The organism is Rhizobium sp. CC1099, assembly GCF_029714385.1.
GTDB lineage: Bacteria > Pseudomonadota > Alphaproteobacteria > Rhizobiales > Rhizobiaceae > Rhizobium.
In genome coordinates this window covers 1,232,971-1,259,796 of the sequence record NZ_CP121641.1, presented here as the reverse complement: position 1 = coordinate 1,259,796, position 26,826 = coordinate 1,232,971, and the positions used below count along the sequence as shown (strand labels likewise).

General features: G+C 59.6%; 26 protein-coding genes and 2 pseudogenes. 12 read left to right on the top strand and 16 right to left on the bottom strand.

The features are described from left to right. Window positions 1–351: 351 nt before the first annotated feature. Window positions 352–1,437 carry an acyltransferase gene (locus QA644_RS06385; RefSeq protein ID WP_283071520.1) on the bottom strand — a complete coding sequence of 362 codons (1,086 nt, stop codon included), beginning with the start codon at window positions 1,435–1,437 and terminating at the stop codon, window positions 352–354. An 801-nt stretch (window positions 1,438–2,238) separates the two neighbouring features. Further along, window positions 2,239–3,006 carry a metallophosphoesterase gene (locus tag QA644_RS06380; RefSeq protein ID WP_283071518.1) on the bottom strand — a complete coding sequence of 256 codons (768 nt, stop codon included), beginning with the start codon at window positions 3,004–3,006 and terminating at the stop codon, window positions 2,239–2,241. A gap of 337 nt (window positions 3,007–3,343) precedes the next feature. Here QA644_RS06380 and QA644_RS06375 point away from each other — a divergent pair, with 337 nt between their 5' ends. Then, window positions 3,344–4,204: a GNAT family N-acetyltransferase gene (locus QA644_RS06375; protein ID WP_283071516.1), complete on the top strand. Its 861-nt coding sequence runs from the start codon at window positions 3,344–3,346 to the stop codon at window positions 4,202–4,204. Window positions 4,205–4,304: 100 nt separating this feature from the next. Here the strand turns inward: QA644_RS06375 and QA644_RS06370 are convergent, their stop codons facing one another. The 8 genes and pseudogenes from QA644_RS06370 to QA644_RS06335 all read right to left on the bottom strand — a co-directional run bounded on the left by QA644_RS06370 (window position 4,305) and on the right by QA644_RS06335 (window position 10,695). After that, complete coding sequence (locus QA644_RS06370; RefSeq protein ID WP_283071514.1) at window positions 4,305–4,670, bottom strand: AAA family ATPase; 366 nt, start codon at window positions 4,668–4,670, stop codon at window positions 4,305–4,307. 15 nt (window positions 4,671–4,685) lie between these two features. Next, on the bottom strand, window positions 4,686–5,885 hold the full coding sequence (locus tag QA644_RS06365; RefSeq protein WP_283071512.1) for an IS256 family transposase: 1,200 nt from the start codon (window positions 5,883–5,885) through the stop codon (window positions 4,686–4,688). A 130-nt stretch (window positions 5,886–6,015) separates the two neighbouring features. Then, window positions 6,016–6,555, bottom strand: a complete 540-nt coding sequence (locus QA644_RS06360) for a hypothetical protein (RefSeq protein WP_283071510.1) — start codon at window positions 6,553–6,555, stop codon at window positions 6,016–6,018. Window positions 6,556–6,597: 42 nt separating this feature from the next. Further along, window positions 6,598–6,846, bottom strand: a complete 249-nt coding sequence (locus QA644_RS06355) for a hypothetical protein (RefSeq protein WP_283071508.1) — start codon at window positions 6,844–6,846, stop codon at window positions 6,598–6,600. A 222-nt stretch (window positions 6,847–7,068) separates the two neighbouring features. Further along, window positions 7,069–7,308: a hypothetical protein gene (locus tag QA644_RS06350; protein WP_283071506.1), complete on the bottom strand. Its 240-nt coding sequence runs from the start codon at window positions 7,306–7,308 to the stop codon at window positions 7,069–7,071. 178 nt (window positions 7,309–7,486) lie between these two features. Next, window positions 7,487–7,798: pseudogene (locus tag QA644_RS06345) on the bottom strand (DNA helicase); the annotation flags it as partial. Between the two features lie 15 nt (window positions 7,799–7,813). Then, a complete protein-coding gene (locus tag QA644_RS06340; RefSeq protein WP_283071504.1) occupies window positions 7,814–8,758 on the bottom strand; it encodes a nucleotidyltransferase and HEPN domain-containing protein in 945 nt (314 codons plus the stop codon). 689 nt (window positions 8,759–9,447) lie between these two features. Then, window positions 9,448–10,695, bottom strand: a complete 1,248-nt coding sequence (locus QA644_RS06335; RefSeq protein ID WP_283071502.1) for an NAD(P)/FAD-dependent oxidoreductase — start codon at window positions 10,693–10,695, stop codon at window positions 9,448–9,450. Between the two features lie 341 nt (window positions 10,696–11,036). Between QA644_RS06335 and QA644_RS35115 the strand changes: the two genes are divergently transcribed. The 3 genes from QA644_RS35115 (at window position 11,037) to QA644_RS06325 (ending at window position 13,589) form a co-directional block, all read left to right on the top strand. Next, window positions 11,037–11,645, top strand: coding sequence for an MFS transporter (locus QA644_RS35115; protein ID WP_349254108.1), 609 nt, complete (start codon window positions 11,037–11,039; stop codon window positions 11,643–11,645). Continuing rightward, window positions 11,573–12,196, top strand: coding sequence for an MFS transporter (locus QA644_RS35110; RefSeq protein ID WP_349254107.1), 624 nt, complete (start codon window positions 11,573–11,575; stop codon window positions 12,194–12,196). The genes QA644_RS35115 and QA644_RS35110 overlap by 73 nt, the downstream gene beginning before the upstream one ends. A 910-nt stretch (window positions 12,197–13,106) precedes the next feature. Then, window positions 13,107–13,589, top strand: a complete 483-nt coding sequence (locus QA644_RS06325) for an SRPBCC family protein (protein WP_283071500.1) — start codon at window positions 13,107–13,109, stop codon at window positions 13,587–13,589. A 170-nt stretch (window positions 13,590–13,759) separates the two neighbouring features. On the opposite strand, the gene QA644_RS06320 is transcribed toward QA644_RS06325, so the two are convergent. From QA644_RS06320 to QA644_RS06305, 4 genes are all read right to left on the bottom strand, one after another. After that, window positions 13,760–14,572, bottom strand: a complete 813-nt coding sequence (locus tag QA644_RS06320; RefSeq protein WP_283071499.1) for an alpha/beta hydrolase — start codon at window positions 14,570–14,572, stop codon at window positions 13,760–13,762. Between the two features lie 50 nt (window positions 14,573–14,622). After that, on the bottom strand, window positions 14,623–15,312 hold the full coding sequence (locus tag QA644_RS06315; protein WP_283071498.1) for a gamma-glutamylcyclotransferase: 690 nt from the start codon (window positions 15,310–15,312) through the stop codon (window positions 14,623–14,625). Window positions 15,313–15,641: 329 nt separating this feature from the next. Then, the gene (locus QA644_RS06310; protein WP_074067632.1) at window positions 15,642–15,890 is read right to left on the bottom strand and encodes a hypothetical protein; all 249 of its coding nucleotides are present in this window, start codon (window positions 15,888–15,890) and stop codon (window positions 15,642–15,644) included. Between the two features lie 74 nt (window positions 15,891–15,964). Continuing rightward, window positions 15,965–16,624: a phytochelatin synthase family protein gene (locus QA644_RS06305; protein ID WP_283071496.1), complete on the bottom strand. Its 660-nt coding sequence runs from the start codon at window positions 16,622–16,624 to the stop codon at window positions 15,965–15,967. Window positions 16,625–16,970: 346 nt separating this feature from the next. Here QA644_RS06305 and QA644_RS06300 point away from each other — a divergent pair, with 346 nt between their 5' ends. The 3 genes from QA644_RS06300 (at window position 16,971) to QA644_RS06290 (ending at window position 21,343) form a co-directional block, all read left to right on the top strand. Then, window positions 16,971–18,155, top strand: coding sequence for an acetate/propionate family kinase (locus QA644_RS06300; RefSeq protein WP_283071494.1), 1,185 nt, complete (start codon window positions 16,971–16,973; stop codon window positions 18,153–18,155). Between the two features lie 71 nt (window positions 18,156–18,226). Beyond that, entirely contained in the window at window positions 18,227–20,614 is a 2,388-nt protein-coding gene (locus QA644_RS06295) for a phosphoketolase family protein (protein WP_283071493.1), read from the top strand. A gap of 135 nt (window positions 20,615–20,749) precedes the next feature. After that, window positions 20,750–21,343, top strand: coding sequence for a carboxymuconolactone decarboxylase family protein (locus QA644_RS06290; protein ID WP_283071491.1), 594 nt, complete (start codon window positions 20,750–20,752; stop codon window positions 21,341–21,343). Window positions 21,344–21,622: 279 nt separating this feature from the next. Here the strand turns inward: QA644_RS06290 and QA644_RS06285 are convergent, their stop codons facing one another. After that, window positions 21,623–22,510, bottom strand: a complete 888-nt coding sequence (locus QA644_RS06285) for a LysR family transcriptional regulator (RefSeq protein ID WP_283071489.1) — start codon at window positions 22,508–22,510, stop codon at window positions 21,623–21,625. A 129-nt stretch (window positions 22,511–22,639) separates the two neighbouring features. Between QA644_RS06285 and QA644_RS06280 the strand changes: the two genes are divergently transcribed. Next, entirely contained in the window at window positions 22,640–23,485 is an 846-nt protein-coding gene (locus QA644_RS06280; protein ID WP_239599240.1) for an oxidoreductase, read from the top strand. A 64-nt stretch (window positions 23,486–23,549) separates the two neighbouring features. On the opposite strand, the gene ftsZ is transcribed toward QA644_RS06280, so the two are convergent. After that, window positions 23,550–24,569 (bottom strand): cell division protein FtsZ, encoded by a 1,020-nt coding sequence (ftsZ, locus tag QA644_RS06275; protein ID WP_074067620.1) that lies wholly within the window; start codon window positions 24,567–24,569, stop codon window positions 23,550–23,552. A 198-nt stretch (window positions 24,570–24,767) separates the two neighbouring features. Here ftsZ and QA644_RS06270 point away from each other — a divergent pair, with 198 nt between their 5' ends. From QA644_RS06270 to QA644_RS06255, 4 genes and pseudogenes are all read left to right on the top strand, one after another. Next, on the top strand, window positions 24,768–24,986 hold the full coding sequence (locus QA644_RS06270) for a hypothetical protein (RefSeq protein WP_039844655.1): 219 nt from the start codon (window positions 24,768–24,770) through the stop codon (window positions 24,984–24,986). 103 nt (window positions 24,987–25,089) lie between these two features. Continuing rightward, a pseudogene (locus tag QA644_RS06265) lies at window positions 25,090–26,086 on the top strand (2-dehydropantoate 2-reductase). Window positions 26,087–26,204: 118 nt separating this feature from the next. Then, the gene (locus QA644_RS06260; RefSeq protein ID WP_283072464.1) at window positions 26,205–26,369 is read left to right on the top strand and encodes a hypothetical protein; all 165 of its coding nucleotides are present in this window, start codon (window positions 26,205–26,207) and stop codon (window positions 26,367–26,369) included. A gap of 146 nt (window positions 26,370–26,515) precedes the next feature. Beyond that, a complete protein-coding gene (locus QA644_RS06255; RefSeq protein ID WP_194729465.1) occupies window positions 26,516–26,821 on the top strand; it encodes a DUF1883 domain-containing protein in 306 nt (101 codons plus the stop codon). Window positions 26,822–26,826: the final 5 nt, after the last annotated feature.

Below are 26,826 nucleotides of genomic sequence, written 5' to 3'. Positions count from 1 at the left end.
GCCTCGGACGGACACCTTGGCTGGATCGCCACATTTAACGAATGCTCGATGTTTTCCCGGGTCGCTGTAACCGGCACCCGCCGCATTGCCTTGTGAAAGCGAAATGAGGACATCGAAATCGTATCCAGCTCGCTCTGCGGTGTGGTTGCTTATAAGGCCAAGGCTGACAACGGTGTCGTCATCGAAATGCGCCGTATGAAAAATCAATGGTTCCATTGCCTTCGCATTAGAAACCAATGACAGCCCGGCGACAAATACGGTCAGGTACCAACGCATTCACCCCTCCCGTGGTTCATGCGAATGACAGATCATATCACTTCAACGGCCGGGCTGCTATCAATTCCCAGAGCTTCATGATCGAAGAGGAATCGCATTGGCAGTCGGTTGTGTCCAATAACGCCGCAGCCACTGCTTCATCCATTGATGGGATGGTTTGTCGAGTGCGTGGTAACATGCCATTCCCACGGCCATACACGCGACAAAGACGGCCGCAAAGAGGCTTAGCTGCTGGCTGAGCGGTTCGTTCCCAGGCTCCAACCCAGTTTTATCAAAGATGTACTCGCAGAACGCGATGGTGATCAGATGCGAGAGGTAGATCGCGTAGGAGGCATCGCCGATGTGACGAAGAAGTTCGAATTTCCGCTGGGTTCCGTTGCGCTCGTACGAGAGTGCACCAATCAATAAGAGCGCCGCAGGCAATCCCCACATTAAGGCTCTCCGAAATCCGCCCTCGGGCGGCTCCACCCAGAACGAAAGAGCGATACCTGCCACGCCTAGCGCGATAAAAAGCGTGTCCATGGCTTTTGGAAGCGCCTTACCGGAGAGGTACCAGACGGCGATGAAAACGCCCGCGAGAAACTCCGACAGCAAAGGTGACGCGATCACTTTAAAGGCGGCGACTTCGCTGGAGAAAAAACGCGCCAACATCAGACTTCCCAAGGTCACCGTGAGATAGGCTAAGCGATGCCTCTCCTTTAACAGCAATCCTAACGCGAACATGAGATAGAAGAACATTTCGAAGTTGAGCGTCCAGCCTACGGCAAGTGCTGGCTCGACAGCTCCGTTCCGGGCAGAATACGGAATGAACAACAGCGATTTCGTAACCTCAGAAACAGTCGAGGATGCGCCATCAAATTGCCCTGGAGACAGTGTCGCGCCAACGACAAATATTATGGTGAAGAGCCAGTAGAGCGGGACGATCTTGATAATTCGATGCGCAAGAAACTCGGCGGGCCTCACAGATTTCCCGGCGGTAACCGACCACATAATGAAGCCGCTGACGACGAAAAACAAATCGACGCCAGCCGCGAGTGGCCGCCACTCCCAGCCGAAGATGAAACCGATATGATAGACAGCGACTGCCGTTGCGGCGAACGCTCTGAGATATTGAACCGAGTAGATAATTGCACCTGATACACTGAGCCTAGCATCGCTCATTGTCGGTCTCCGTTTTCGAGGAGAGTCGCTGTTCGTCGACAGCCTTCACAGTTCGCACTGCCAAAAGGTCGACAATCTGCCAGCTTTGGCAGCGTTCGCTTTCGCCGAGCCACTTTCCTGTCGTTCTAGGATATTCGTGGATGATGAGGCGGCTTACCTGCGCCTCAAACGGCAAATACGAAACGGGGCGGCCGTTCGATTCCATAGCCGAGCTGCTTTGCTTGTTGGGATGGCTCTCGAAGGAAACGCGCACCTGCGAAAGCTCCGGAGCATCGATGTGATTGAAGCGCTGGATAGAATTTTTCGTGAGTGTGGTCGGAGCAATGTATCTCAGCTGCGGCGTCGGCCGCCGCTCGTGAAGTCAGTCGACTACAGTCGACTGAATGCTCTGCCTGGCTTGCCCAGGGGATTGAGGCCGAACTGATAGAGCTTAGTTCATGGACCAGCTGGTATCGTCCGGATAGCGGCAGAAGGAAAACGGTGAGCGCCGCAACCGCAACGATCAGCCTCACAAACCTTTTTCCTAAGCCGCGTTTCACCTTGTCACACTCCACATTCTTGCGCTTTGCAAGCAGGAAAGAAGAGCATAGCGAAACCTCGACTTCCTTGTAACTCGTCCAAAGGTACTACACCTATTTGGCCATGCGACAGGTCGATGAGTTCAGCCACCCGAACCTTCGCGCCGCACAAGCAATTGGAAAGTCAGGCATCGTAGATGGCATCTGGCCCGTACGTTTGAGGACGATCTTTGGATGCCTGTCGAAGAGCCGCCAAGTATTCGATGAAGGATAAGTCGCGCTCCTACATTTCGACGGTGAACGCCGGATCGAAGTTCGTCGCCTCGCCCGGATATCCGCGCGGGTTTGAGATCACCCTGCTCTCCCCGATCATGTAATCGTTGTGACGATGAACATGACCGTGCACCCACAGGGCCGGCCGCGTTTCGACAATGAGGCTTTCCAGATCGGAGGCGTAGCAGGCGGACAGTGGATCGTTCTGGAACTCTGGATCGATGGAGCGGAGGGACGGAGCGTGATGGCTTACGACCACCATCTTTCGTCCCTGGCCGTCTCGAAGTTCGGACGCGAGAAAATTCCGTGTCTCCTGATGCTTTCGGTAGGCATGGATAGGCCTGAATTTCCGATAGGGAAGCTTCTCAAATTTAATGCGCCTGTAGTCGTTCATCCCCGCCTGGGCGGCCGCCATTGCGACTTCAGGATCGCCTCCGAGGACCCGGAAGTCGGACCAAAGTGTGCCGCCGACAAACCTGGCGTCCCCGATATTCACGGCTTCGTTCTCGAGGAAGTGGATATTGGGATGCCGATCGGCGAGCGCACGGGCATCCCGGATGCTCTCCTGCATTGACGCTCCATAGTAGTCGTGGTTGCCTGCAGTGAACACGACTGGGATAGCCTCGGCGATATTGGTCGCCAGCCACGAGATGCTCGGAACGATGCCCCGTGTCAGCAGATCGCCGGCGCAAACCAAGACATCGGTGCCGTCGGGCGGGGTCTGCCTGAAAGGCCTACCGAACTCCAGATGTAAATCGGAAACGATCCAGATTTTCATGACCCGGTCTCCTGCTGGACGCCGTAGCCGTCATCCCGACTGGGCGAGCACGCGTCTAGCACACGCATTCCATATTCGGTCAGCAATGATCGGACCGAAATCTTGATGGTCACGATAATCCGAAATTTGATGCATCTACATTCCTCCCAAAGGCGAACCTCCTTAGGCTGATGTGCACTAAGAGTGCAACCATCGCCTGCGCCCAGATCGCCCTCAGCACGTTCAACGGAGCGGTCAAGCTGAACTCCTCAGATGCGCCCAGAGCGGACGTTGTCTCACTCTCAGGAGGGCTGTATTCTAGTAACTGCCGCTACCGTCCCAACGCTCAAGGTAATTGATGAAGCCACTCGACTTCCGTTCGAATTATGCACAATCCAGGGAGGGATTGTCAGAACTGACACGCTTCATAGGCGACATATTCGAAGTGGATGTTTCACCGCTAGATCGAATGGGCCATGACCCGAGCGTCGTCGCATTCGGTTGGTGGCTTGAGGATGAGTTGGTTGCCAATGTTAGCCTTTATGAGCGGCGATTGTGGCTGTTGGGCGAGCAGGTAACAGCCTTTGGCGTGCAATCCGTCGCGGTTCGACCAGAGTGGCGTGGGAAAGGTCTATTTCGCGACTTGATGGGACGAGCACTCAGTTTTGCCGACGCCAGGGTAAACCTCATTATTCTCGCAACCGGTACGCCAGGCCTCTACACGCAATTTGGCTTTCGTCAGGTCGAAGAAACAACATTTCGTGCTCGATTGGCGCAACGACCGACGCGACCAAGCTGCCGTCGGTTGTCCTTGGATGACGACGGGGATGTCGCGCTTCTATTGAATATATTTTCCCGTCGAACTCCGACTTCACTGGTGGCCTCGGCTTGCGACCACCCCGCCTTGTTCCTGTTAAAGACGGTGGAGACGCCCGAGATTGAATTGTTCCACCTTCTCGACGTTGATGCGGTCGTTGCGGTCAAAGGGCCTAATCGACAGTCGATGACCCTGCTCGACGTCGTCGCCCCATCGATGCCGTCGCTGGAGGAAATCGTTTCCGCGCTGGGCTACGTCGGGGAACGAATCGACGTACATCTGACGCCCGACCGTCTCTCTTGGACACCTGAGGAAAAAATCGCTGTCGATAATGGATACATGGTTCGCGGTGTCTTCGCAGCCGAGGGGCAAACCTTCATGCTCTCCGACATGCGAATTTAAAGTGACGTCCGCTTTGGGCCGCATCGCGCTGCATTTCCGGATGGCGTCAGGTAAATTCGCATTTCCGGTGATCTTAACGACCGCCTGGTGCGCTAAGGCGTTACCGATATATGGAAGCCTCCTCCTCCGGTAGCGGCCTCTCAAGCAAATTGGCGCACAATTCGAGGTGCTCCCGCGTTACAGAAAATGTGTCGGGCGGCAAGTCCTGGTTACGCGCCTCGACACGGTTAACCAGTTCCTCAAAAGGCGGGTCTAGGAAGATTAGTTGGGCCTCAGCGCCTGCCTTTAACGCCAGCGTTCGTGCATCGTCTCGCTCTACTCGACGGAAGAATCCAAATTCCAAGACCACGTTGCGCCCCAGACGAAGAACCCTATCAGCCAACTCCAACTGCAATTGCTGTACCGCACGTCGATCGTGTCCATGGAAGTGGTGTAGCTCGCGGCTGATGGCCGTGCTTTCCGACATAGGGCCGGAGGGATATCAGCGTGCCACAGCGGGCAGACTGATTTGGGGATCATCGCTCATTTGCGCCATGGTCTCAAGTGTCAGGTATCTGGCGCGTTGGACGGCCCATTCATCATTCTGTTCGAGCAGCAGTGCGCCGACGAGACGGACGATGGCTTCGTCGTTCGGAAAGATGCCGACGACCTCGGTGCGTCGCTTGATCTCGCCATTGAGACGCTCGATTGGATTCGTCGAATGCAGCTTTGCCCGGTGCTCTTTCGGGAAGGTCATGTAGGCGAGCACGTCCTCTTCGGCATCGCCCATGATGGTGGCGAGCTTCGGCACTTTCGGCCTGATCTGATCGGCGACGCTGCGCCATTGAGCGCTTGCTGCCTCCGGGGTCTCCTGGGCAAAGGCCGTTGCGATGAAAGCGGATACGACCCGCCTGCCGCTCTTTCCGGCATGTGCCAGGACGTTTCTCATGAAGTGAACCCGGCACCTCTGCCAGGTGGCGCTGAGAACCTTGGTGACCGCGGCCTTGAGCCCTTCATGCGCATCGGAGACGACGAGCTTGACGCCACGCAGACCCCGGCGTGTCAGCCTGCGCAGGAATTCCGTCCAGATCGGCTCAGCTTCGGACGTGCCGACTTCCATACCCAGAACCTCACGCCGCCCGTCGCTGTTGACACCGACGGCGATGATGACGGCGACGGAGACGATGCGACCACCACGCCGGACTTTGAGGTAAGTCGCGTCGATCCACAGGTATGGCCAATCGCCTTCGATGGGACGATCGAGGAACGCCTTCACCTTGACGTCGATCTCTTCGCACAGGCGGCTCACCTGGCTCTTGGAGATGCCGCTCATACCCATCGCCTTGACCAGATCATCGACTGAGCGCGTCGAGATGCCTTGGATATAAGCCTCCTGGATAACAGCCGTCAGAGCCTTCTCCGCCATCCGACGTGGTTCGAGGAAGCTCGGAAAGTAGCTGCCCTTGCGCAGCTTGGGAATGCGAAGCTCGACCGTTCCGGCTCGCGTCTCCCAATCCCGATCACGGTAGCCATTGCGTTGAGCGAGCCGCATCGGGTTCTTCTCGCCGAAGTCAGCGCCGGTGGCTCCGCCAACCTCCAGCTCCATCAGCCGCTCGGCTGCAAAGCCAATCATCTCGCGCAATAAATCGGCATCGGCGCTCTTCTCAACAAGCGAGCGCACGTTCATCATGTCATTGGTCATCGGTGGTCTTTCCGTCAGGTTGGTCTTGAACAACCCGACCCTACCGGAAAACACTGATGGCCACCTTACTCCTCAAAACCTACACCACGTGCCGGGACACGATCCTTTTGCGCGGTTGCCCAGTTCCCGTTCATACCTGCATTGAGGGCTGAAGGTTCTCAGGTGTGTTGAAGCCAACTAGGCGCGTCCCTGCCCGCTCTCCCGCGACGTGGACGGTATCGCCGTCCGTCACTGTGAACGATGACCAGACCTGCTCCGCCACATTCGGCGAATTGCCAGCTGTACCAAGAAAAAATTGCTTCGGGCCGGTCTCGAACCGTGAGTAAAGAAGGCCGACCATTGCGATGAGTGCCACAATCACTGCATCTCGGGCAAACTTTCTATTCCACCACCTGACCTGTCGCGGCAGGAAGGAAGATTTGCGATGTTGTGAGCGACGCGGGTATGGGGCCGAACGGAATGCCACTATCGCTTCGTGGCGCTGCGTTCCGTCGCGCCCGAGAATTTGATTGAGTTTCAGCATTTGCTTGTCGGTCAGGCGCGTCCTGCCACCGTATCTCTCCAGCCTGTGAAGCACGTCCGAGAGAAAGCTCCGCTGCCACGGACTGAGCGTCGCTTCGGCCAGTGCTGCGCGAATATTGGCTTTGAGATGCTCCGTCTCAAAGAGCACGAGCGCCGCACCGCCTGGCTTCGAAGCTGAATGGCGCTGTACCTAGCAAGACGGCTCGACGCGCCGGGTCGATTTTTTATAGTGAAGCCAGATCGCGGCAATGGAGCCAAGCATGGCGAAACAGTACCAGCCGAACATCAGGCCGAGCACCCACTGTTCCTCGCTATTGCGAAGACCAAACCCAGTGGCGATCAAAACAACATGAGCAATAAGAAGTCCAACAGCAACGAAGATCACGAACACAACCCCTGTTAGTGGAATCGTTGTACGAAAAACAACCGTCGCTTCCAAGATGACGCTGCGCTCAGATAGGAAGCTGGTAAATGCGCGGTTACGAAATGAGCGGAGCCGACAGTTCAAGATGTTCGAGGAGTGACGCCGAAGGCCTGCGTTCGTCAGTTTACAATCCCGTGGCAGCCGTGCCGACCGCCACGCAGATAACCTCCGCGACATCGAAGCCGGATGAATGTCGGAAGCATCGCGGAAGACGATTGCCATCATCCACCACGGGGATCATCGCGATTTCGGCTTTTCGCCAGTATGCCGCTTGAAAGTCCATTTCACGACGTAATCACCGTTGCGCTTCATCTTGGTCTTCGTCTGCACGCGAAACGCTCCGCCTAATGCCAGCTCGGCGGCTTCGAAAGCCTGGCGAGCCTCGGCAAGTGCCTTGTGATAGGCGCTGTTGTCGCGCTTTGGGCTTTCGGCCACCGCCTTAAAAAGGGCAGTCAGTTCGGGCTTACCTTCGTCCATCAATTGATTTGCTTCCTTTCGGCCCACACTCAGTCTCCGCTTATCTGTTATTTGCAGCCAGTGAGTTGAGGGTGTCACGCCGTCTGATATCAGGTCGATGGTATATGGTAGACGACCGAGCGGTATTTCGGATTGATACGCCGTCCCATTATTTTTCCGCCATAAGCTTCGGCTACCATAGACGAATGTCCCAGATATCCGGCACGCGTTTGCTCTCTGGATCAAACGACCAATCAATCTGTGAGATGAACCCGCGGACAACACCAGTTTTTCTGGCGAAATCTCCAAGAGCGAGGACCTGGTCCGAAAGTGCGGGCTTGCTTCGCTGTTGGTCGAGTATCTGCAGATAGTCGATAACGGCGACCGTTTTCTGGCCTCGACCCCGACAAATAGCGAATGATGTATTCCGCGCTGATTTCATCCGACGTCACGATTTCCAGACTGTCGCCAAGCCGTGAGAGCCTTCATCCAACGGGGGTCAGTTTCGAATGGGATGCCGACCTTCTTATTGCAGGTTTGGTCGCCAGTTGGCAGCGCTTGCCTGCTCCAGTTCTGAAAGACGCTCCTTACAAATCTCCTCGACAATCTCGTGAAGGTGTTCGGTCCGCTCAAGCAGCCAGCCGAGTGCCTCCTCTGTGATCTCGAAGTGTTTCGAGTAGCGCGCTTTCACATAGGCTTCGTTGAGGATGTTGTACCAGGCGGTATAGCGGTGCTGGTCACGGGGCCAAGCGTCGATCAAGCGGCGGTCCTGATCTTCAGCCAGTCCCCTCAGGAACTTCAAATTGTGCGATGGCGGGCTGTAATTCGTCAGCGTCAGGAGCGCCGTCGCAAATGCATGCTCATTTGCTTGGTGCAGGCTAAACGCTGCCAGACGTGCCCATTCAGTCGCTTCACCAATTTGGCTGACCTGCCATTGCGCGGTCCGAAGGGTTAACTGAGCCTCGGGGTAGCGCCTTTCGAAGTGCTCCTTCGCCACCCTATACGCATCGACTGCGGAGAGCTTTCTCGGTTCAGCGAGCGGCCGGTCGTCGAGCTCGTAGAGCACGATGCCCTCGCGCAGGATGTCGACGAAGAAATACTGGCCGTCGGCCAAAAAGTTGTTCACCTCCCGGGCACCATGGACGATCAGCCCGACCGGCGTTTTCACGTCTTTGTCCCACATCAGCCGGTCGGTCGCCTTGTCCCAGTATTGCGGTTCGGCCAGCTGCTTGGAATTGACCAGCACCAGGATGTCGTAGTCGGAGCGGTAGCCCTTCATCGTGTGCGGCTCGTCGACCCAGGTGCCGCGGCAATACGAACCAAACAGGATGATCTTTAAGATCCGGCCGCGCTTCTTGAAGGCGGCCGACGTGCCTGACAGCGCATCGGCGAACTCCTCATGGATGATCGCAACGACGCGGGCCAGCTCGCGCTGCTTTTCTTCCGGCAGATGTTCCAAGGACGATCGCATGGGTTCATCGATAGGCCAAAGACGATTCGCCGTCTACTACTAGAAACTGTAGGAACCGCAGCGACTTGCAAGGTGACGCAATCTCCTGCGGCTACGGTGGAACGGGATGATCCCCCTTGTCTTTTCCAGGGGGCAAGCTGAAGCTAGAGCACGTCCGCTGGTCTCGGAATCGGAATTGTGGTGACGGCTGTCGCTCTCCGGCCCACGAGAGTTTTCTCGGACCGTCCGTCGGCTCCAATGACTTTTCTGCCCCGCATTTTTACCCGCCGGAGCGCTGGAGCTGAGTCGGGGGAGTTTCGTCCGCGCCGTCCGCGCATTTGACGATAAGGCGAAGCTGGAATGTGCGGCGATCCAGCCTCGTTCAACGGCGCGCCGCCAAGAAGGAACAGAAATGAAGAGGCTACTAGCGTCAACGCTCGGCCTGTTCGCCGGCGTGTCGATGGGACATGCTTGCTGGTCATCGATCCTCTTCAACCGGAAATCCGCGAACGGTTCGACAGCGCAAACCAGCCTGTTCAGTCCTTGCATCAATCTCAGCAGTGTGTCGCGACCCACGGACCTCGCTTGCTGCAGCGCGCCGGAGAAGACCCCCAATCCGGCTTCGGCTTGGATTGCAATCACGCGGCGTCATAGGCGGTTGAGCACAGCAACACTGCTCTGTCATGCCAGACCACCGCTGAGAACCTCTTTCAATCCTTCAGGCGGTGGGTGGCTCCGCCTTTGACGAGTCGCTCCACGAGACGAGCCGCCTCCTCTGCGAGAGCCGGTATAGTGCCTGATTTCCGCGTCGATCCGAAATCGAGGCCGGCGAAATAGAGGCCCGGAACAGCACCGACGCCGTCGGCGTGGACAGGCTGGCCGACTGCATTGAGCGCGCCAGGGAGGTGGACCCAAGTGAAGTCGCCGGTGAAGCCGGTGCACCACACCACAGACCTGATGCCGCACGCCCTCCAGTCCATGGTACGGATCAGAGGATCGGGTATGCGCGGTTCGACCGTCTCGGCTGGATCTCCCTCGGCTGGCGGCGCATCAAGGCCGGCGCGCTCAATGTACTCGTCAACGAGGCGCTTGGTGTTCGCGGAGACTTCGTCGGCAAATCGCATATTGGCGTGGAGCTCATCGCCGAAAACGAGACTGTCGTTTTCCATGCCTCGGAAGCGGCCGAGCAACACGACGCCTTGTGCGCTCAGCGATTGCAGGCTGATCGTGTGCGTCGCACCGACAAGCGCGCGGGCCGGCACCTTGCCGGAAGGTAGGACGAGTTCCTTGCGCGGGACGTCGAGAAAGCCGGACAGCGTCAGCCAATTAAGTATGTTGCCTCCGCGATAGCGCCGCACCCAACGGCCGTTGCGGCTGGTCGCCAGAAACACGACGCGTCCAGCCAGCGCCAGGTCCTCAGCAATCTGGCCGCCCGACTGACCGCTGCCGACGACCAGCACCGCGCCATGCTCAAGCTGGGCCGCGTTGCGATAGGCCGAAGAGTCCACTTGGCGAAGTTCGACCGGCAAATCCGCCGACTCCGGCGGCCGGACCTGTCGATTCTGGTCGCCAGTGGCGATTACCACGTTGCGCGCCAGAAGGACGCCTCGGGCCGTGGTTACCTGAAACAACCCATTTTCTCGCGTCAGCTCCTTCACCGAGGTTTGAGTGCTTACCGGCAAGCAGTGTCGCTCCGCATAGTCTTCGAGGTAAGAGACGAACTCGTGGTGGGTTATCGCGCCCCAAGGGTCCGGTCCCCGATAGGAATCGCCGGGCAATACGGAGCGGATAGTCGGCGAGTTCAGTCGAAACGAGTCCCATCGCTGCGTTCGCCACGTCTCACCGATTCGACCTCCATCAAGCACCTTATGTTCGCGGGCTTCGCGCTTCAGGAAGTAGCTGATGCCGAGCCCAGTCGAGCCAGCGCCAAACACGACTACGTCGAGAACTTCGCCCATACGTCCCCCGCCTAAAGGTCTGGTGCATCCTACGCCTCGGGTTCAGGCGAGACTAGAGGAGGTTCGGCTAAAGGTTCCTTCAGAGTCTGCTTGGGGTCGTGACGGGACCTTCGTGGCATCAATATCAAGTACTGGATGTGGCTCGAAGCGGCCAACCTCAAAATAGCTCGTGGCATTTGCTACCGAATTCTGGAAAAGTCTAATGCGATAGCGTCGCGTTCATTCGGCAGACATGGGGCTGAGTCGTGGACACGAACGCATACGCTTCAAGCTTGGCTCCTGGACACGTCGGCCGTCGGGTGAAGCGGCGTCGACGCTACGGCGCTTGGAGGGATCAGATCGTGACAGCGTTTTTGCCGAAACACGCGTACTTTCTTGTCTGGCTACCGGCGAGTGCGGACCCGACCGCCGGTCGTCTTCTTGCATCGCGCGGAATGCGCGCGTTTGCGGACGGCCTCGTCAGCCTTTCGTTACCGATCTACCTCGCGTCCATCGGCTTCGATCTGTTCGAGGTAGGTGTGCTGACCACGGCGACGCTCGCCGGGTCGGCCATCCTCACCCTGTCCGTGGGCATGCTCTCGCATCATTTCTCCCAGCGCCGGATGCTACTGTCAGCCGCGATGCTGATGATGCTGACGGGTCTCGCATTTTTCTTTGTGAAGGACTTCTGGCCCCTGGTGATCGTGGCCTTCGTCGGAACGCTGAATCCGTCTTCCGGCGACGTGAGCGTCTTCCTGCCTCTGGAGCATGCCAAGCTCGCCCATAGTGTCTCCGACAGGGATCGCACCGCAATGTTTGCGCGCTACAGCCTGATCGGCTCGCTTTTTGGCGCTTTTACACCGCCGTGGGACTTGCGTCGTTTCTGGTGTATCGGCGCGTGCCGCGTGATCAGGCCGACGTCAACACATCCCCGGCTCAGCCGCTTCAAAAGTCGAGGACGCTCGTCCTGACGCTCGCCACCCTCTTCAGCCTTGACGCCTTTGCCGGCGGCCTGATCGTGCAGTCGCTTCTGGCCCTATGGCTTTATCATCGCTTCGGATTATCTCTTGCGGCGACAGGAGCGATCTTCTTCTGGTCCGGAGTTTTTTCGGCCGCCTCCTATCTGGTCGCGGTCCGCCTCTCCAACCGAATTGGGCTCGTGAACACGATGGTCTTCACGCACCTCCCTTCAAGCGTTTGTCTTCTGCTGATCCCCCTTGTTCCGGACCTTGCGACGACGATCGTCCTGCTTCTGATACGAAGCGCCCTGTCGCAGATGGACGTTCCGACCCGCACCTCCTACGTCATGGCGATCGTCACCCCCGGCGAACGGGCGGCGGCGGCAAGCGTCACGGCCGTTCCACGGAGCCTGGCGGCAGCGTCGAGTCCCCTTCTTGCAGGCTGGCTGATGTCCGTTTCCAGTTTCGGCTGGCCCCTCGTCGCCGCAGCGGCATTGAAGATCGTCTATGACCTCCTGCTGCTCTTCATGTTCCGGAAGCATCGTCCGCCAGAGGAGCGCTGACGACATCGACCGCCTCAACCGATCCATTAGCTTCATGCCAGGGACGCGCGCCGTCGGTCGGATAATTGGTCGTCGGGGATGTCGGGGGGACCGGTCTTCAATTCTCCAGGCGAGGTCATAGGTCTTGTTAGCAGAAGCATCGCACCATCGGAGGATCACGAGCTTGATCTGGCTTGGGCAGAGTGGTTGGCAGCGTCGGTCGCCCCTAGTATGTGGCCCGGCAGCTTGGGGTGCTGTGCGGATTGATCCTTGGGCAATTGAAGGATTCTTCTCAACAGAGTCATTACGCTAGCTGCTTCGCTAGGTGACGGCTTCGTCGCACGCAGCGTCAGCCAGCGGCTTGGTACGGACACTTTCATGGTCCATTCATAAGACCAGCGACGGTCCTGGTCTGCGAAGCGATGTTGCCGTCTGCACGACGGAGCATTTCGATCGGTACCGGTGCGTTCATTCAGTCGTCTAGGTAGAAGAATGAACTGTCGTTCGGATTGACGACAGCTTCGTCCCAAACTCCGATCAACCAGCCAGGTCGCTTTCGTTTGGAAACGGGCAACAATCTTAGCTGCTTGTCCGACTGGCAGTCGCCTCTGACCCCGTCTGCGGGGCCGCCGGGCAAGAATTTCGTTGCGGGCTGTATCTTGAGCATCTGAGCCTCAGCTGTGAGATGCAGAACGTGGAGCGCTCAGAAATCAACCGGATTGAAATACCAACCAAAGATCGCGCAGGGAAGGTCCGAGAAGGGTGGGTAAGCAGTCACTCGCCAAGGTAGCTCGTCATTGCTCTCTTGCGCCAATAGGGGCATTGCTATTTCGCACGGCGGACTGGTCTTCGGGCATGCGTCGCTATCGGGAAGCCGACATTCATGAGAAAATAAAATGGTGAGGGGGCTATCGTAGGGAGGAACACGCAGATGACAAAAAGAACTCTAAGAACCCTGGCGTGCGCTATTGCAGCAATGGGCCTTCTGGTCGAATCGGCCGCCGCGCTGGAGGTCACCAGTTCCGCCACTGTGGCGGGCAAACCGGATGCGGTCTGGCAAAAGATCGGCGACTTCTGCGCCATTCAAACTTGGCATCCCGCCATATCGAAGTGCGCGCAGAGCGAGGAAGGTGGTGCGACCTATCGCACGCTCACGACCTCCGACGGCGGCGCAGTCAAGGAGAAACTCGTCGAGCACACGGATACCAGCTACACCTATGACATCATCGATTCGCCGCTTCCCGTCGAGAACTATCGCGCCACGATCAGCGTCTCGGCAGAAGGAGATCGGACCAGGGTGGACTGGAAAAGCAGCTTTGACGCAAAGGGCAAATCGGATAGCGAGGCCAAGGACGTCATCAGCGGCATTTACAAAGCCGGTCTCGACAAGATCGCCGAAATGAGCGGAAACTGATCCGTAGGGTCGACAACGCGGGGAAGGATTGATCCCGTGTAAAAGAGCCCGGGGTCGTGCCGGGCTCTTGGGACCGATTGTCGGCCAGCGGGCTTGTGATGGGACATCGAGTTTCCCGTCACTACTTGGCTTTCAAATAGTCATTGCCGTAATTTCAAATGGTCACAAGTCTAGGGGACGTCTCTTCTCAGCGTCTCGATGAAGCGGATCACGTCGCCCACCATGCTGTCGTTAAAAATGTCGTTGTGACCCGAGCCGTCGTAGATCAGCATTTGCTTGGGTTCGGGAGCGATGCAGTATAACGCCTCGCCCGACGATAAGGGAATGCTGTCGTCACGTCGACCGTGGATGAACAGCTTCGGTTGTCTCACCTTCGCGATCTTGAGGTCTGAACGGAAGGGGTCCTTGATAAGAAGCGCAACCGGAAAGAACGGATAATGCGTCTGCGCCACTGACAGAACCGAAAGGTATGGGGACACCAGGATGACGCCGAAGGCCGGCCTCTGCCCGGCCGTGTTCACTGCGACGCCGGTGCCAAGCGACCGGCCTAGCGCAATGATCTTGCTTTTGGAGCGTACCGAAAGCCAGTCAAACGCGGCGATGCCGTCGGTCAGCAGCCCCTCCTCGCTCGGCGAGCCCGTCGGTTCCGGATAGCCGCGGTAGGAAATGGCCAGCATTCCAACGCCTCGCGCGGCCAGCGCCCGCGCGAGAAAGCCGTAATTGTCGACGAGGTCACCGTTTCCGAAAAACAGCAGCACGCAGGGCTTGTCGAATTCGCCCTGGCTGTAGAGTCCATGAAGCGCCTCTCCGTCGGGCGTTTGGATATATACGCTCTCGCCCCAGCGCGCACGCTCTGGAGTAGGTGTGGCGCTCGCACCGGGAAAGAGGAGAGCACGCTGAGAAAAATACACCAGGCCTACAAGGGCCAAGTAGACGAAAGCCGCCATCAGCGGCAGGATCAGTAGCAGTCTTCTGGCGCTCACGGCAGCATGTCCCCGCGTGGCCTTCATTTCATTCGGCCCAAGGCGCCACACTATGCATTGGATCTGATCCGCTCCGCAACCAGAGCCTGCAAGCGCCAAAGGTTGCGATCGCGGATGCCTTGCTCCTCGAGATGCGCTACTGTGTTGTGGAGATACTCGGCGCCGGAACCCCAGTGGCCGCAAGCTTCCGCCAGCACGTCGGCAACCTCCTCAGGTGGCAGTCTGCCCGTGTAGAAGCGCGACTGCCGGTTCATCACGAAGGCGATGGCGCGCAGCGATCCCTTATCCGTTTCGACGGTGACCCAGCGGGGGATGTTGTTGGGCGGCTTCACCGTGATCTCACGCCGCACCAGCTTGTCCAACTGGCTTTCCAGATCGTCCGGTGGTAGTCTGAAGACGACGCCCCGACATTGGCCGCCCCGGTCGAGCGACATCATCAGTCCCGGCTTGTGCTTGGTGCCCCGGAACCGCTCGATCCGGAAGCAGAAGGAGCGGTGCCACCCTCGGGCCGTAGCGCGGCGTGCCTCAACATGGACGAGCTCAGGTTTCCAGATCAGGGAGCCGTAGGCAAAGAGCCACGCGTCCGGCCCGCCAGGATGCGAGGCCAGCAGGCCCTGCACGATGGCCTTATAGTCTCGGTCGGCATGATAGGTCCAAGTTGGGTCCGGACCAGGATCCTCCAAGATGCGATGAACCTGAGCCAGATGCTCTGGCGTGAGCGCTATTTGACGGGTTCGCATGAGATCATACCGCTGAAGGAACTATTGCTGACGAATGATACTTCCAAGCAAAGCCCGTGCCGCCAGTTAACGCTTCGTAAGTAAGCATAAGCATCTTTCGCCTCCAGGTTCACGATGGGGGTTACACTCGAACTCACGTTGGATTGAGGTCAATAGTGTTTGCCTCCTTAAGACGCCAAGGAGCTGGTAGGCGTCAGCTCTCGACTTCATTTTCGGGGAAGCTGGCGGAGTAGTCCCTCCAACGAGATTTTCGAGCCTGTTTTCCGTAGCCGAACCATAGCTGGCGCATTCAGCAGGACCGACTGGTGTAAGGCGAAATGCGATAGCTTTCAGTGGCTCTTGTAGAGCGGCGGCGACACGTCTTCGGCGGCCAGATCGGGATAGAGCCTAAGCCTGATGCGTTCCAGCTCCTCCACGTTCCGCCGCTCCCGCTCCATCACCTCGATCGTCACATTGCGCCATGGAGATCCGGCCGGCTGGTCCCATACCGTTCCGCCGGATGCAATGAACTCGCAGAACCTCCTGCCCGATCTGATACGGCTGGTGATCTCTATGTAATGGTTGACGCGGTGATCCATGGAAGCCTCTCAAGCTCGTCCATGCCAAACGGTCGCTCTTAAAGATGACGAGATGATGACGCCTCCGGACAACGCTATTCGTCGATCAGCAGCAGCCCTCGTTTTTTGTCGCCGTCCATGGTGTCCATCGCAGAAAAAAGGCGCTCGCGCTCGATCAGCCAGGGCTTGAAGTCTTCGTTCACATCGAGAACGAACACCATGTCTTCGGTTTCCAGATAGCCGCCAATTGGCGAGTGGTGGCCGACGCCGGCGCCAAAAATCATCTCACGGCTGAAATTGATGATGTAGCGGCGGCCGGGATCGTTGGCTCGCCTCATATGCTCGTGAAACGCCTCGCTCGTAAGATCGCGGAGGACCGAAACGTCCCTTGTGGTCTGTGCCTTTGCGACTTCGGCGAGCTCATCAAGCGTCAGCCCCATGATGCAGACGCCCGTCCAGCATTTTCCAGTGCCGTCGAGGACCTCGGCTTCCGTCGTCTCCTCCTCGCCGATCGATCGGAACACATTTGCCACGCTCGCCGGGCCGCAACGCGAACCGTTCGATTGCCATGTGACGTTCGAATTGAAAGTGGCGGCTACCGGGAGCACCCAGGCGCGGCTGATCCGATCCGGCGCTTGGGTGACCGAGGCCTGGATCTGATCAGGCGAAACTTTGGACGGGCTGATGACATACAGCGCGGCGGCGGCCGACAGGCCGACGCCAGCAATCAAACCGGAAATCCACTCGCGCTTCATCGCCGAACCTCGACGTCGAAGAGCACCAGACGATACTTCAGAGCAGCCGCAACAGCAACGAGACACTAGAGGCAGGCAAGCCGTGGCTGCCCAAATGCGGGGAAATTTGCCGAACGTACTTCAATTTTTGCCCGCAGTAGCCTAACATCAGGCGGTGACTCCAGTTCCCCTGGGAAGACCTCCCAACCTTGGCCCGCTCCGGCGGGCTTCTTCTTGTCTCGGCTGTCCGGCTCGCAACGGCAGTTCCGGGCTGTCTCACACGCCGGCCACCGCCGTGGTTTACGCGAGGGGTGAAGGGCCCTAGATAACGAAAACGGCGGCGGTTCCTCAGTGCGGTGAGGCGAGCATGGATGCCGACACAGTCTGCCTGACCTTCAATGCCGGATCATCGACGCTCAAGATCGGCATCTTCGATGCCGGCTCAGGCGCCGCCCGGCCGATCGGCAAGGGAAAGATCGACTTCGACGACAGTGCGCTCGTCCTGCGCTATTCGCTGGGGGACGACAGCTTCGAGCGCCCGCTTTCGGGCGACAATGGCGAGCGGTTTGCCGAGGTCATCGAGGGCACGCTGGATCACCTGCTGGCTCAACTGCCACCCGGCTCCCTGAAGCTCGCCTCCCATCGCGTCGTCCATGGCGGCCTTCGGTTTCGTGAGGCCGCAGCGCTTGACGCGCAGACGATCTGCGACATCGAAGCGATGGTTCCGCTTGCCCCACTGCACCAGCCGCAGGCGCTGCGGGTGATCCGCGCGCTGCAGGATCTGCGACCCGACATTCTGCAGACGGCATCGTTCGACACCGCCTTTCACGCGACGCAGGACGATCTCGTCCGGCGCCTGGCGATCCCGCGATCGCTGCATGACGAAGGCTTGCGGCGCTACGGCTTCCACGGCCTGTCTTACAAATTCATCGCCGGCGCGCTCAAGGGGCAGGCGCCGGAGGTGGCCGGCGGAAAGGTCGTGGCCGCCCATCTCGGCAGCGGAGCCAGCCTCTGCGCCCTGCAAGGCGGCATCAGCCGCGATTGCAGCATGGGGTTCTCCGCCCTTGACGGTATCCCGATGGCAACGCGGCCGGGGTCGCTTGATCCAGGCGCCCTCCTCTATCTCATGCGCAAAAGAACGCGCGATCCCAGCGAGCTGGAACACTTCCTCTATCATGCCTGCGGCATGCTGGGCGTCTCCGGCATCAGCGGGGATACCCGGGATCTTCTGAAGGACGAGCGGCCGGAAGCTGCCCAGGCCATCGATCTCTTCTGCTTCCGCATCGCCAGCGAGATCGGCCGCATGTCGGTGACGCTCGGCGGCCTGGACGCGATCGTTTTCACCGCCGGCATCGGCGAAAACCAGCCGGAAATCAGGCGCCGCGTCGCCGCCCATCTCCGCTGGATGGGCCTTCATCTCGACGATGGCGGGAACGAGGCCAACATGACGGTCATCAGCACGCCGGACAGCAGGATTGCCGCGCTCGTCATCCCCACGGACGAGGAGCAGGTTATCGCCGACGAGGCGCTCGCTATTCTCCGTGCGGGGTGATCCAGATCAAGAACCGGCCCGGCGCAAGCCGCTAAAGTTGAACCTGAACACGTTTCGAACAGGTGAAATCCATGGAACAGCACGCCTCGAACACCGTCCCTTCCACGCTTTCCGACGCCGACCTCGCTTTGCTCGACCGCTACTGGCGGGCCGCCAATTATCTCTCCGTCGGCCAGATCTACCTCTTGGAAAACCCGCTTTTGCGCGAACCGCTGAAGCCCGAGCATATCAAGCCGCGTCTCCTCGGCCACTGGGGCACGACGCCGGGACTGAACTTCATCTATGTGCACCTCAACCGGATGATCCGTGCCCGCGACCTCGACATCATCTATATGTGCGGACCCGGCCATGGCGGGCCGGGCATGGTCGCCAACACCTATCTCGAAGGCACCTATAGCGAGATCTATCCGGATATTTCCGAGGATGCGGACGGCATGCGCAAGCTCTTCCGCCAGTTTTCCTTTCCCGGCGGTATTCCAAGCCATGCAGCACCCGAAACGCCCGGCTCGATCCATGAAGGCGGCGAGCTCGGCTATGCCCTCGTCCACGCCTATGGCGCCGCCTTCGACAATCCGGAGCTGACCGTCGCCTGTGTCGTCGGCGACGGCGAGGCCGAAACCGGCCCGCTTGCAGCCAGCTGGCATTCGAACACGTTCCTGAACCCTGCCCGCGACGGCGCGGTGCTGCCGATCCTGCATCTCAACGGCTACAAGATCGCCAACCCCACGATTCTTGCCCGCGCCAGCAACGATGATCTGCGCGATCTCTTCCAGGGATATGGCTACCAGCCCTTCTTCGTCGAGGGACACGAGCCGGCCGACATGCACAGCAAGATGGCGGCCGCCTTCGACGCAGTGTTCGACCGGATCAGGGACATCCAGGCGCAAGCGCGCTCAGGCGGCGCCGGCATGCCGCGCTGGCCGATGATCGTGTTTCGCAGCCCGAAAGGCTGGACGGGGCCCAAGGAAGTCGACGGCAAGAAGGTCGAGGGCTTCTGGCGCGCCCATCAGGTGCCGGTCTCCAACTGCCGCGGCGACGACGGCCACCGGAAGATCCTCGAAGACTGGATGCGCAGCTACGAGCCGGAAAACTTGTTCGATGCGGACGGACGCCTGAAGGACGACCTGCAGGCGCTGGCGCCCGAGGGCAATCGCCGGATGGGCGCCAACCCGCACGCCAATGGCGGCCTGTTGCGCAAGGAGCTCTCCGTCCCCGATATCCGCGATTACGAGATCAAGATCGGGGACCGTGGCAGCACCGCCGTGCAATCGACCGAAATTTTCGGTCAGTACCTGCGCGATGTGCTGAAGCTCAATGCCAAGAACGCGAATTTCCGCATCTTCGGCCCCGACGAAACGGAATCGAACCGCCTCGGCAGCGTCTTCGAGGCGACGGACCGCGTCTGGATGGAGAACATCGAGCCCTATGACGTGCATCTTTCCCGTGACGGCCGCGTCATGGAGGTCCTGAGCGAACATCTCTGCCAGGGCTGGCTGGAGGGCTACCTTCTGACCGGACGGCACGGCCTGTTCTCGTGCTACGAAGCCTTCATCCACATCGTCGACTCGATGTTCAACCAGCACGCCAAATGGCTGAAGGTCACCCGCGAACTGGCGTGGCGAAAGCCGATATCCTCCCTCAACTACCTGCTCACCTCGCATGTCTGGCGGCAGGATCACAACGGCTTTTCCCATCAGGATCCGGGCTTCGTCGATCTCGTCGCCAACAAGAAGGCCGATATTGTGCGCATCTACCTGCCGCCGGATGCCAACACACTGCTCTGGGTTGGCGACCATTGCCTAAAGACCTACGACCGCGTCAATGTCATCGTCGCAGGCAAGCAGCCGGAGCCGCAATATCTGCCGATGGATGAGGCGATCGAGCACTGCAAGGCCGGGATCGGCATCTGGGAATGGGCCAGCAACGAGGACAACACGATCGCGCCCGACGTGATCATGGCCTGCGCCGGCGACGTGCCGACGATGGAAACGCTTGCCGCCGTCAGCCTCCTTCGCGAGATGATCCCCGATCTGAAAATGCGCGTCGTCAACGTCGTCGACCTTTTGGCGCTGCAGGCCAAGGAGCAGCATCCGCACGGCCTGGAGCACGGTGAATTCGACCGCATCTTCACAAAGGACAAGCCGGTGATCTTCGCCTATCACGGCTATCCCTATCTCATCCACCGGCTGACCTACAAACGCACAAACCACGAAAACATTCACGTGCGCGGTTTCATCGAGGAAGGAACGACGACGACGCCTTTCGACATGACGGTGCTGAACGAGCTCGACCGCTTCCATCTCGCCATCGAAGCCATCGAGCGCGTGCCGGGATTGAAGGAGAAGGTGCCGGACGTTCTCGACCGGCTGCATGTGAAACTCGCCGAACACCACGCCTACGTCCGGGAATATGGCGAGGACATGCCCGAGGTCAGAAACTGGAAATGGCCGGCGTCATGAGCCGGGCGGCGGCGGACCCTGCCATTTCGAGGCTCCGCCGAACTCCAAGCACGCCGGCGCGCACAAAGACCGTCCCGCAGATTGCCGTCCGCGTTTTTCCGCCTATCCTTCATGCATCTAGAGGAGGATCAAGCCATGCCCTTCATCCACACCCCCGACGCGTCCGCCAGCGAGAAGACCGCGTCCATGTACGCGTCCGCCGAGTCGAACTACGGCTATCTGCCAAACATGTACCGCGCCTTCGGGCACCGGCCCGAGGTGATGGAGAACTGGGGTGCCCTGCTTTCGAGCATCCGCAGTCATATGAGCCCCAGGCGCTACGAGCTGGTGACGCTGGCGGCGGCAAAGGAGCTCAAGTCCTCGTATTGCATGCTGGCGCACGGTTCCGTGCTGTTGCGCGAGGGCTTCACCAATGACGGCCTGGCGGCCGTGGCGAACGAGACGGAAAAGGCGCCGATCGATGCCCTCGAGCGCGCCGTCATGGCCTTTGCCGCCAAAGTGGTGCGCGACGCGACCTCGGTGACGCAGCACGATGTCGACGGGTTGAAAAAGCACCAGCTCACCGATGCCGAGATCTTCGACATCACCGCGGCGGCGGCAGCCCGCTGCTTCTTCTCGAAGATGCTGGATGCGCTGGGTGCGGCACCGGACCATGTCTATGCCGAACGGCTCGACCCCAATCTCCGCAAGGCACTCACCGTCGGCCGCCCGGTCACGGGGCTCACCTGAGGCAACCTGAAATCGCCCTGCCGCTTTACCTCCTTGCGCCAATCTACGGGAGGGCGGACATGGCATATCGGAAAAGCAAGGGCAAAGACACTTGGCATTGGTGCCGCAATTGCAGCACCTGGCCAACATCGGATTACGAGGAAAAGCCCTCGAAATCGGCGGGGGCGACGCGCCGGCACCATTGAGGGCTGCGCGCATGCCGCCGCTCGCTCCTCTCGCCAGCTGCCTTGATGAGGTCACCGCGGCAAGAGGTGCCCCCAGAGCCCAGAACGCCTAGCGCTATTCCGCCTTCATCGCTTCGATCACTGCCCTGAACCCCGCCGGCATGTGGCGCCGGCTGGGGTAGTAGAGGTAGAGCGGCTCTTCCGGCTGGCACCAGTCGTCGAGCACCTGGATGAGTTCGCCGGCCGCGATCATCTTCTCCACGCGATCTTCCCAGACATAGGCGAGCGCCACGCCGCCAAGGGCTGCTTGGGTCATCAGTTCGTGGTCGTCGAGCGAAAGCGGGCCGGCCGGGTGGAAGGTAATCGCCTGCCCGTCCTTCTCGAAATCCCATGGGTAACGCGCGCCGGAGGGGAACATGTTCTGGATACAGAGATGGCGCTTCAGGTCGTGCGGTGTCACCGGCTTCGGCCGCCGTTTGAAATAGGCGGGCGAACCGACGACCACCAGGCGCAGCCGCGGCTTGATGCGCAAGGCGATCATGCCTTCCGTCACCCGCTCACCAAACCTTATCCCGCCATCGAAACCTTCTTCGACAATATCGACCAGGCGGTCCGTGGCGCTGATTTCGAGCTGCAGGTTCGGATTCTTTTCGAGCAGCGGGCCGATCACCCGGCCGATCACGAAAGGCGCGATCGAATTCGGAACGTTGATCCTGACCTTGCCGAAGGGCGTGTCACGAAACCGGTTCAGCGCATCGAGCGCTGCAGTGATCTCACCGAAGGCCGGATCGAGATGCGACTTCAGGAGTTCGCCCGCCTCCGTCAGCGAGACGCTGCGCGTCGTGCGATTCAAAAGCCGGACGCCGATCCTGTCCTCGAGATTGAGAACCGCATGGCTGACGGCGGAGGCCGTGACGCCCCTCTCCTCGCCCGCCTTTCTGAAGCTCCGGTGCCGGGCAACGGCGGCAAAAGCTGCCAGTTCGGAAAGCTCGGTGGCGCGCATTGCTGAATTTCACTCATCATAGTTTCGATAATAACAAATCTTATACAGCAGCGCATTTTCGGTCAAATTCCTCCCGTCGGCACAGAGATGCAGACACCCAAAAATCCTAGAGCTTGAAAGGAACGTGTCATGAAAGTCTGGTTCATCACTGGTGCATCCCGCGGCTTCGGCGCGCTGATGACGAAGGAAGCGCTTGCAGCCGGCGATGCGGTCGTCGCCACAGCCCGCAATCCGAAGAGCGTCACCGACAAGTTCGGCGACCACCCGAACCTTGTCGCCGTCGCCCTTGACGTCACCAATGAGGGACAAGCGAAGGAGGCCGCGGCAAAAGCCGTCGAACGCTTCGGCCGCATCGACGTCCTCGCTAACAATGCGGGTTACGGCCTGCTCGGCGCCGTGGAGGAAGCAACCGCCGAGGAAGTCGAAAGGCTTTACGCCACCAATGTCTTCGGCCTCCTGAAGGTCACCCGTGCCGTCCTGCCCTATATGCGTCGCCAGCGTTCGGGACACATCTTGAACTTTTCCTCGATCGGCGGCTATTTCGGCTATCCCGGCTGGGGCGTCTATGGTTCGACCAAGTTCGCCGTCGAAGGCCTGTCGGAATCCCTGGCCGCCGAACTCGAGCCCTTCGGCATCAAGGTGACGATCGTCGAGCCCGGCTTCTTCCGCACAGACTTCCTCGCCGACAACTCGCTGGCGGTCAGCCCGGCCTCGATCCCGGACTATATCGGCACGCCGGCCGGCAACATGCGCGATTTCGCAGCCGATGCAAACCATGCCCAGCCGGGCGACCCGGCAAGGCTCGCAGCCGGCATCATCACCCTTGCGAACGCGGCAAGCCCGCCGCTCCGCATGCCCTTCGGCAGCGATACAGTCGCGAAGATCGAGGAGCAGAATGCGAGCGTTGCCAAAGAGCTTGCCGAATGGCGCGAACTCGCCGTCTCGACGGATTTTCAAGCAGACGCCGCCGCTTGACGGAACTGCTGCCAGTCATTTCGCTCCGCCTGCGGAAAAGCCGAGGGCGGAGCGAAATTGCGTCCTATTGAAGCGTGCGCGTATGGATCTGCTGAGCGACGGCATCCGGTGCCGATGCGGAGAGCTCTGCGTCGAGGCCCGTTGCGACGACGGACACGCGGAACTTGCCGTCGAGATTGCGGTCGAAGATCGCGCCGACGACGATGTCGGCGTCGTCCTGCACCTCGTCGCGGATGCGGCTTGCGGCCTCGTCCACTTCGAAGAGCGTCATGTCCGAACCGCCGGAAATCGAGATCAGAACGCCCTTGGCGCCCTTCATCGAGATGTCGTCGAGCAAGGGATTGGCGATCGCCGCTTCGGCCGCCTTCAGCGCGCGCTCGTCGCCGGATGACTCACCGGTCCCCATCATCGCCCGGCCCATGCCGCGCATCACCGATTTGACGTCGGCGAAGTCGAGATTGATCAGGCCTTCCTTGACGATCAGGTCGGTGATGCAGCCGACACCGGCAAAGAGTACGCGGTCGGCGGTCATGAAGGCGTCGGCGAAGGTGGTCTTCGCATCGGCGATGCGGAAAAGGTTCTGGTTCGGAATGACGATTACGGTGTCGGCCGCCTGGCGCAGCGCCTCGATGCCGATATCCGCCGTCCTCAGGCGCCGGTTGCCCTCGAAGGTGAAGGGCTTAGTGACGACGCCGACCGTCAGGATGCCGGCGGAGCGTGCCGCATGCGCAATCACCGGCGCAGCACCCGTGCCCGTGCCACCGCCCATGCCGGCGGTGACGAAGCACATATGCGAGCCTGCCAGGTGATCCATGATCTCGTCGATCGATTCTTCGGCCGCTGCACGGCCGACTTCCGGCAGCGATCCGGCACCGAGCCCCTCGGTCACGTGCGCGCCGAGCTGGATGCGGCGCGACGCCTTGGACGTTGCCAGCACCTGAGCATCCGTATTGGCGGCGATGAAATCGACACCTTCCAGATTTTCGGAGATCATGTTGTTGATCGCATTGCCGCCGCCGCCGCCAACGCCGATCACCGTGATCCGCGGCCGCAATCCCGAAATCCCGCTTTTGGCGTCCGTCATCATATTCTCCTTTGATGCCATCTCTCGTCCCCGCCCTCGTTGCGGCAAACCGAATCGAGTGTCAGGCTAAGCGAGCAACAAGGCAGAGGCAGGGCGAAAGAACAAGCCGTATGCTTTCTGAAATACCCCATGGAACTTTTTTCCTGGTGGCATAGTTGAATTGATTCATGAATAATTTGCCGGAGGAGAACTGCTGAGATGCCTTTGTCAGCCGCAAGCCAGACTATCGCCTCGCCGCGCGAGCATATTCTGACAGTCCAGGAAGCGCTGGAACCGCTCTTTCTGGCTCTGGAGCAGGAGGTGGAGGTGAAGATGATCGCCGCTGCCGTCCGCGCCGGATGGTCGGCAGAGGACGCGGTTGCCGCGATCGATGAGCTCCGCCGCAATGAGCTTGTTGCGGACGTCACGTCCCATTGATGCGGGCGTCAAAAATCGGTTCATGAAGCGATAATTTCGCTCGCCATCCCGCGAGTGCGTCCTAAGTCTAGCGCGACAGCAATGATCGCGCGGAGCCTTCCTAATGCCTTTCAGGACTATCTGTATCTATGGCGCCGGCGCGCTTGGCGGTGCCATGGCGGTGAAGCTTGCAGCCGGACTCGGCACCGGAGCGACGATCTCCGTGGTGGCGCGAGGCGCCCATCTCGATGCGATGAGGAAGAATGGCCTTGACCTCTTCGAAGCAGGCTCCGAGACGCCGGTCAACGCCCGTATCACCGCAACGGATGATCCATCGGCGCTTCCGCCGCAGGATCTGATCGTTACGGGCCTTAAGGGCCATCAGCTTGGCCCGGCAGCCGAAGGCATCGCCAACCTGCTGAAGGACGGCACGCGTGTCGTCATGATCCTGAACGGCATTCCGTGGTGGTATTTTCACCGCGACAGGCAAAGCCCGCATGCCGAACTGCAGTTGGAGGAACTCGATCCGGGCGGCCGGCTCTGGCGCCTGATCGGTCCGCAACGTGTCATCGGCTGCGTTGCCTATCAGGGCGCGGAAGTGATCAATCCCGGCCAGGTGAAGCTCTCGAACGATGGCCTTCATCCTGGGCGAGCCGTCCGGTGAACCATCCGCCGATCTCGAAGCGATTGCCGCTCTCTTCTCCCGCGCCGGCCTCAGTATTACGGCCACGCAGCGCATCCGCGACGAAATCTGGAACAAGCTTACTGGCAACGCCGCCTTCAATCCGATCAGCGCCCTGACGCGAGCCCTGATGACCGACATCATGGCCAATCCGGCGCTTGCCGAAACCGTCGGCAAGGTGATGACCGAAGTGCGCACCGTCGGCCGCGCGCTTGGCGCCCGCTTTGACAGCACCATCGAAGAGCGGCTCGAGCAATCACGGCACGTAGGCGCAGTGCGCACCTCGATGCTGCAGGATCTTTTGGCCGGAAAGCCGCTCGAAATCGTGCCCCTCACCGGCATGATCGTCACGCTGGGACGGCTTGTGTCGGTGCCGACGCCGGTCTCCGAAACGGTATTCGCGCTGGTCTCGCAGCTCGATCGGGAGAACCAGCGGTAGACTGTTCCGGCACCTGCCAGGCGTCTTTATGACATTCTTATATCTTCACCCGTGAGCGCGAATGGATTTCCTATCCGCATCGGCGGTAGCCTTTGGCATCATGCAAAGGTGAAACGCCATGCGTCTGATGTTTCCGCCCTTTTCGTTTCCTCCTTCGCGCCACAAGACCGGAGCGCGCCATATGCGCGAACGCCGCACGGCGCAAATCCTGATGATCTTCGGCATCGTGCTTGCCTTTGTCGAACTCTACGTCGTCATCGCCAATCTCTGGCAGTTGTCGTGAGGTAAGATACCCGAAGCACTGACTGCGCTGCTCCCGCAGTCTTAGAGCAGGAGCGTCCGGCGCTTCACACCCTCGCGCAGCCCAACTCTTCCTTAACCGGCGTCCCCTAACATTAGCGGCAATAGACATTTAATCCGCAAAGACCGATGCCGAAACCGAACTTCCGCTTTACCCATTATGATCTTCACGAGCAGCGCGCCGGAACCGTTGTCGAGGTGACACTGAATGCGGTGAACAATGTGCGGCTGATGACGGCGCCGAACTATCAGCGCTTCACCGAGGTTCTCGATTTCAAGTATATTGGCGGAGTTGCCAAAAAATCGCCCATCAGGCTCGCCGTTCCCGAAAGCGGCCACTGGCATCTGATCGTGGACATGGAAGGCCATCACGGGCTTGCCGGTTCCGCAGTGAAGGTGATTGCCGCACCGGCGGGGCAGAAGCACGCGTCATAAAAGTC